Genomic DNA, 5,889 nt, shown 5'->3' on the forward strand with positions numbered 1-5,889 from the left:
CGAGAACCTTGACACGGCAGCCGTGTTCAATGTCTACTGCTGGAACGATCAAACCACGCAGGGACACGGGATCTCGTGGTCGAACGGCCTGACATCCGGTGGCGGGGTGCCCTCGGCCGTGAGCGGGTACACTGTCCTTGGCCCCCTCTTTGCCGACAAGGCTTCCGAGTTCCCGACCTGGGCCGGGAGCACTCCGGTGTACCAGGGACCCAAGACGAATTTCACGGCAGATGTCATGTCGGGACCAGCCCCGCTTACCGTTCATTTCACCGATACCACGGAACAGTCGGTTCTTTCCCATGCATGGGACTTTGGGGACGGGAGCTCATCGTCCGAAGTGAATCCCGTTCATGTGTACACCAAGGAAGGGGTGTACACCGTCTCGCTGACCGACATGAACAACCAGGAAGTGCCGACCACGAAAACCATGACGAACCTGATCACGGTCACGGCACCGACGGGTGGATCCGCGGCAACCAGTGTCGGAGGATATACCGGAGGGAGCGGTCAGAACGGAAGCTATACGAACCCGCTCACTGGTGTCACGTATCCTGTCAATTTCACTGCCAGCGTTACCTCCGGCGTAGCCCCGCTCACCGTCCAGTTCTCCGATGTTTCGGATATTCCCGGAACGACCGCGTGGGCCTGGGACTTTACCGGTGATGGCAAGCCTGATGACACCGGGAAAGATCCCGTCTATGTATTCAAAAGTCCCGGCACGTATTCCGTGAATTTAGTAGTCACTACCAGCGATGGAGGGAGGTTCTCACTGAACCGCACCGGTTACATCCACGTCGTCGACAAGGTGTCCCTTGACAGCGATATTGGCTGGATATCGTCGGATAAGGCTGAGGCCGGGCAGGGCAATCCGGGTACCGGGAAAAGAGAAGCAGCAGCAGTCTCCACGAACTCGTTTGCCTTCAGCGGTGTCCGGGCCGGGACGAACGGCGGGAAGCAGGACGTGACGATCGATACCCTGCAGGCACCTGCCGAGACCTCGGGGAACGTGATCAGGCTCGGCAATGCCGGAGGGAGCTGGGAGAATGTTGCCATCACGCTTGCCGCCCCGCCGGCAAACGACGGGACGACTCTTTCCGGTACAGTGAAGAGCGTGACGGCCGAGACCCTGCCGGTGACTGTCCCCTCCTCCTCGCTCGGGAACCCTTCGGTCACGATGTCCCTTGACCTTGCAGGGCTTCCCGATTCGGCGGCATCCATCACGAGCACTGCTGTCTCCGGGTGCGGGCCTGCCGGGGAGACCGCCTTCCGGGATGCCGTGAAGGCGAACGGCAATGACCTTTCGGCAGTCGCGTACACAGTGGCATACAGCAAGGACGGTATCGCAAATGAGGAGAACGGCGGGATCATCCGGGATGCCACCATCTCGATGGCGGTCAGCCCGGCCTGGGTCGCTTCACAAGGCGGAACCGGGCAGGTCGTGATCATCCACCGTGCTGACGATGGCAAAACAACGGTGCTCCCGACGCGGTACCTGGGGACGGACGAACGCGGCAACGAGCTCTTCACGGCTGATTCGCCAACCGGCCTCTCGACATTTGCCCTTGCGGCGGTTACTTCGGGGACGCCAACACCGACACCGGCGGTAAACCAGAGCCCGGGTGCAGCCGGGGGAACCTCGCCGCTGGGAGAGAAGATCGCCGGGCTCCTCTTCGATGCCATAATCGTGGTCGCGGTCATCGGGGCGGGTCTTGTCCTCTGGAGAAAGATGTGAATGACGACGAGAGCCTCCCATGAAACGGGACAACTACCGTGCCGGAGAGTATCATCCCGCGACTGCCCGGAGATCCCGGTCCGGAACCCGAGGAGGAGTATCCGTACATGCCTGATAAGTCCAGCGAGATCCAGACGATAACGGTCCTCCCCGGCAAGGCGAAGGACGGGACAAAGGAGACGTTTACGGAGATTACCCTCCGTGCCGGGGACCTGGTCTCGATTGTGGGACCGACCGGCTCCGGCAAGACCGCGTTCATCAATGACATCGAGGTCTTTGCATGCGGGGATACCGTGACCGGGAGGACCGTGCTCGTCAACGGCGAGGTGCCCCCCGACGAGATGGTGCGGGACCCGGCAAAAAAACCGATCGCGCTCATCACCCAGAACACCAAGTGTCTCGCGGATCTCACGGTCAGCGGATTTTTGGAGATGCACGTGAAAGCCCGGAAGATCGCCGATACCACCCGCTCGGAAGAGACCATCACCCTTGCCAACCGTTTCACCGGGGAGAAGATCGACGGCACGATGCGCATGACCTCGCTCTCGGGGGGGCAGACCCGCTCGCTCCTGATTGCGGATGCCATTGCCGTGAGCAGCGCCCCGATCATCCTGCTCGACGAAGTGGAGAGCGGGGGGATCTTCAAGGAGAACGTGATCGATTCCCTAAAGAAGAACAACAAGGCCGTCATCTTCGTCACCCATGACCCCCTGCTCGCACTCCTCTCGGACCGGCGTATCGTGATGCGGAACGGTTCGGTGGAGAAGATCCTCGAACCGGGCGACCGCGAGCAGGCGGTCATCTCCCGGATCACCTGGATCGATAGCGCCCTCTCCCGGGTACGGGAGAAGATCCGGGCCGGGGAGATCCTTGAAGAGGAGGCTGATGTGACATGAAGCTCCTCATCCTTGCCGGCCCGCCGAGCGCCGGGAAGACCGCGGTTGTCCGGCAGATCATCCGGCAGCTTGCAGGAGAACAGCTGATCGCGTTCGTAAAGATCGATGTTGTCCGGGCTTTCGAAGACGAGGAGCTGAAAGCGGAGTTCAGGATCCCAACGAAGAAGGTCTATTCCGGCGATGTCTGCCCCGATCATACCGGGATCCTCGTGCTCCGCGATGCAATCTCGTGGGCAGAGGACCTGGGCGCCGGCATCATCATTGTCGAGAGTGCCGGTCTCTGCCTCCGCTGCACGCCGTACACCACCCAGTCCCTCGGGATTGCCGTGCTCTCCGCAGTGGGCGGGACAAACAGCCCCTTAAAGATGGCGCCCATGATCGCCCTTGCCGATATCGCGGTCGTGACGAAAGTGGATTTGATCTCGCAGGCAGAGAAAGAAGTATTCCGGGAGCGGGTGCGGGAGGTCGCCCCCCGTGCCGACATCATCGAGACGAATGCGGTGCACGGGACCGGGCTCCGGTTCCTGGTGAAGGCGGTCCGTGCCATGCCGGAGATCCTTGACCCGGATGCAATCGTGCTCCGGGGCATGCCCCCCCTTGCCGTGTGCACGATCTGTGCCGGGAAGAAGGAGATCGGGTGGCAGCAGCACTTCGGGATCTTAAAGACCCTCGATGGCGCCGACGACCTGTACCGGGGAGAGTGAAACGGGATGGCATGGGAACCTCCCGGCCGGAACTGCGGGGCCTGCGGGGCGGGGAACTGCAGCGATTTCCTGCTCCTGGCCCGGCAGGGGACAAAAGATCTTCCGGACTGCCCGTACTACGAGCGGCCGGAGAAGCGGGCCGCACTGCCGGCTGCCCGGCCGGGATCCGGCCGGGACCTGCTGGGATTCGATTACGATTTTGCGATCCACCCGTTCCCGAACGAGCCTTCGGCCCGCCGGCATATCCAGCTGCTCCGGCCGGACCTTGCCGAGCGGTGGGATCTTCTTCCCGGGGACATCCTGCGGGGACGGCCGGTGGAGCCAAGTTGTCCCATCCAGCACGTGCTCAGAGTATTCTCAGTCGATCCCGTGACCGGTATCCTCTCCTGCCATACGGTCGGGCCGATGGCAGCCCGTACGGATACGAAGGTGTTTGACATCCGGGCCTACCACGAGATTGGGTTCGAAGGTATTGCGAGGACCGTCCGGCACGAACCGGTTGTCGGGTTCCGGATGCGTTTCCTCCCGGCACACTGCATGCGGCAGCTGGTCCATTCGGGCGTTGTCCAGATGGTGCTGAACAAGTCCTGTGGTACCCACGTGCTCGTGGAGGACCTCCAGATGCACGGGAAGCGGGAGAAGCTCAAGGATATCACCATCCGGCCGGGGGACTCGGTCTCCATCAAGGACGCATCGGGAGAGTGCACGACGGTCCTTATCGATGGCATCCGCGTCCACACTTCGGAAGGCGGGGTACTGGAGCGGTCGTGGCAGGACGAGGACCATGGTCCCGGCGGCCGTATCCCGGGATCCGGCCAGGGCCGCCGGCACCGGCACGGGTCGCCGGGGCACGATGATGATGACTGAGTGTTCCCGTCCGCGATGGATTCCCCGGGAATTCCGGAACCGTGATCATGAATTATTAATTATAATAGGTTGATTCTCTCTTAAGATTAAATTAAAATCATTAACTATTTATACCGCTCCGGCGTACCAGATGGATGATAACGCATTTCTGAGAATGAACAATACCGAAGCCATACACGGTAATCACACACCAGGTGTCTTAAGAAATGAGGTGCGTTGTCAGCAGAACGGACATACAAACAGGACAAGATCACACACAAAGAGTCTCATCAACGATCAGGATACGTCTGGAAGCGAGCCGGTCCGTGGTCAGGACCGGTTCCCGACAGGAACCGAGGATTTTCTTTTAAGTGATCGCCCTTCAGCCATGACAGTCCATCGCCTTCGACATACCCGGGCAGAAGGGCGGATCTTCCCGTGGGGTGGCACGTGAAGGCCGCCCCTTTACACCATGAGAAGAGCGGCAGCCCGGGCGAGTCAGCACGCCCTGTCCGGGCTCTCAAAAAGACCCTCCGCTGCCGCGCCTGTCACCGTGAATACTTCCCGGGAACGAATCCCGACACTTTTAGCATATGCCCTTCCTGTTACTTCTTCGTGTACGGCGATGACGACGATTAGGGTATGACCCGCCCGTCCGGTACTCATCTCCTGCCGGTGCTGCTTTCTGATTCGTTCGGCCGGTTCCGCCATTATTAAGAACCGGAAACCATCACCTATGGTTGAAGCAGATGACCTCATCATTCACCGACCCGGTTGCTCCTTTTCCCGGCTGGACGCGCCGGATGTACCGGCTCTCCCGCCCGGTAACGGACGAGGATATCCAGGCATTTCTTGCGGACCAGGAACTGTATATCCGCGAGACGCCGTCCGGCACCCGGGCCATCATCCATAAGTTCGGGCTCGTGGAGATCAACCTGATCGTGGGCGAACGGGAAGCCGAGGTCTGGTTTGCACCGGAGCAGGGGGCGTATCCTTCGGAATACGTGGATGCGCTGTTTTCGACGAGGTTCTGAAAGGGGCCGGTCATAAGAATTACCGGATCTCCTCTGGAGAATCCCACATTTCGGATAATTGCCCCCCCTTGATGACCCTCGAACACATCGAAGAGCCTTGCGGCTCTTCTCTTGTCTCGGGTCTGATGACCCTCGAACACATCGAAGAACCTTGCGGCTCTTCTCTTGTCTCGGGTCTGATGACCCTCGAACACATCGAAGAACCTTGCAGGTTCTTCTCGTTTCTCGGGTCTGATGACCCTCAATAGTTCGAAGAACCTTGCGGCTCTTCTCTTGTCTCGGGTCTGATGACCCTCAATAGTTCGAAGAACCTTGCGGCTCTTCTCTTGTCTCTGGTCTGATGACCCTCGAACACATCGAAGAACCTTGCGGCTCTTCTCGTTTCTCGGGTCTGATGACCCTCAATAGTTCGAAGAACCTTGCAGGTTCTTCTCGTTTCTCTGGTCTGATGACCCTCAATAGTTCGAAGAACCTTGCAGGTTCTTCTCGTTTCTCTGGTCTGATGACCCTCAATAGTTCGAAGAACCTTGCAGGTTCTTCTCGTTTCTCGGGTCTGATGACCCTCAATAGTTCGAAGAACCTTGCAGGTTCTTCTCGTGTTTCAGGTCTGATGACCTTCAACAAAAAAAAGGAAAAATTTAGTCTACTGCCACCATCACTTCGGAGGCCTTGACAAC

Annotated in this window: 7 protein-coding genes; 6 read left to right on the forward strand and 1 reads right to left on the reverse strand. The window is 59.4% G+C overall.

Annotation, left to right across the window (positions count from 1 at the left end; genetic code table 11):
- The 6 genes from PHF39_RS13525 to PHF39_RS13550 all read left to right on the forward strand — a co-directional run.
- The coding region (locus PHF39_RS13525) for a PKD domain-containing protein (RefSeq protein WP_300225018.1) at positions 1-1,732 on the forward strand (1,732 nt) is incomplete at its 5' end.
- Positions 1,733-1,839: 107 nt separating this feature from the next.
- Positions 1,840-2,628: an ATP-binding cassette domain-containing protein gene (locus PHF39_RS13530; RefSeq protein WP_300225020.1), complete on the forward strand. Its 789-nt coding sequence runs from the start codon at positions 1,840-1,842 to the stop codon at positions 2,626-2,628.
- Positions 2,625-3,332: a GTP-binding protein gene (locus tag PHF39_RS13535; RefSeq protein ID WP_300225022.1), complete on the forward strand. Its 708-nt coding sequence runs from the start codon at positions 2,625-2,627 to the stop codon at positions 3,330-3,332. The genes PHF39_RS13530 and PHF39_RS13535 overlap by 4 nt, the downstream gene beginning before the upstream one ends.
- 6 nt (positions 3,333-3,338) lie before the next feature.
- Positions 3,339-4,199 (forward strand): (Fe-S)-binding protein, encoded by an 861-nt coding sequence (locus PHF39_RS13540; protein ID WP_300225025.1) that lies wholly within the window; start codon positions 3,339-3,341, stop codon positions 4,197-4,199.
- A gap of 429 nt (positions 4,200-4,628) precedes the next feature.
- Positions 4,629-4,817, forward strand: a complete 189-nt coding sequence (locus PHF39_RS13545; RefSeq protein WP_300225027.1) for a hypothetical protein — start codon at positions 4,629-4,631, stop codon at positions 4,815-4,817.
- Positions 4,818-4,927: 110 nt separating this feature from the next.
- Entirely contained in the window at positions 4,928-5,212 is a 285-nt protein-coding gene (locus tag PHF39_RS13550; protein ID WP_300225029.1) for a hypothetical protein, read from the forward strand.
- 294 nt (positions 5,213-5,506) lie between these two features.
- On the opposite strand, the gene PHF39_RS13555 is transcribed toward PHF39_RS13550, so the two are convergent.
- A partial coding sequence (locus PHF39_RS13555; protein ID WP_300225032.1) for a hypothetical protein occupies positions 5,507-5,889 on the reverse strand: 383 nt, incomplete at its 5' end.

It is taken from the genome of Methanoregula sp. (assembly GCF_028712425.1).
Lineage (GTDB): Archaea > Halobacteriota > Methanomicrobia > Methanomicrobiales > Methanospirillaceae > Methanoregula.

Bases quoted from the DNA above. Each gene is read 5' to 3' on its own strand.
- PHF39_RS13530 (WP_300225020.1), top strand. From the start codon at position 1,840: ATGCCTGATAAGTCCAGCGAGATCCAGACGATAACGGTCCTCCCCGGC.
- PHF39_RS13535 (WP_300225022.1), top strand. From the start codon at position 2,625: ATGAAGCTCCTCATCCTTGCCGGCCCGCCGAGCGCCGGGAAGACCGCG.
- PHF39_RS13540 (WP_300225025.1), top strand. From the start codon at position 3,339: ATGGCATGGGAACCTCCCGGCCGGAACTGCGGGGCCTGCGGGGCGGGG.
- PHF39_RS13550 (WP_300225029.1), top strand. From the start codon at position 4,928: ATGACCTCATCATTCACCGACCCGGTTGCTCCTTTTCCCGGCTGGACG.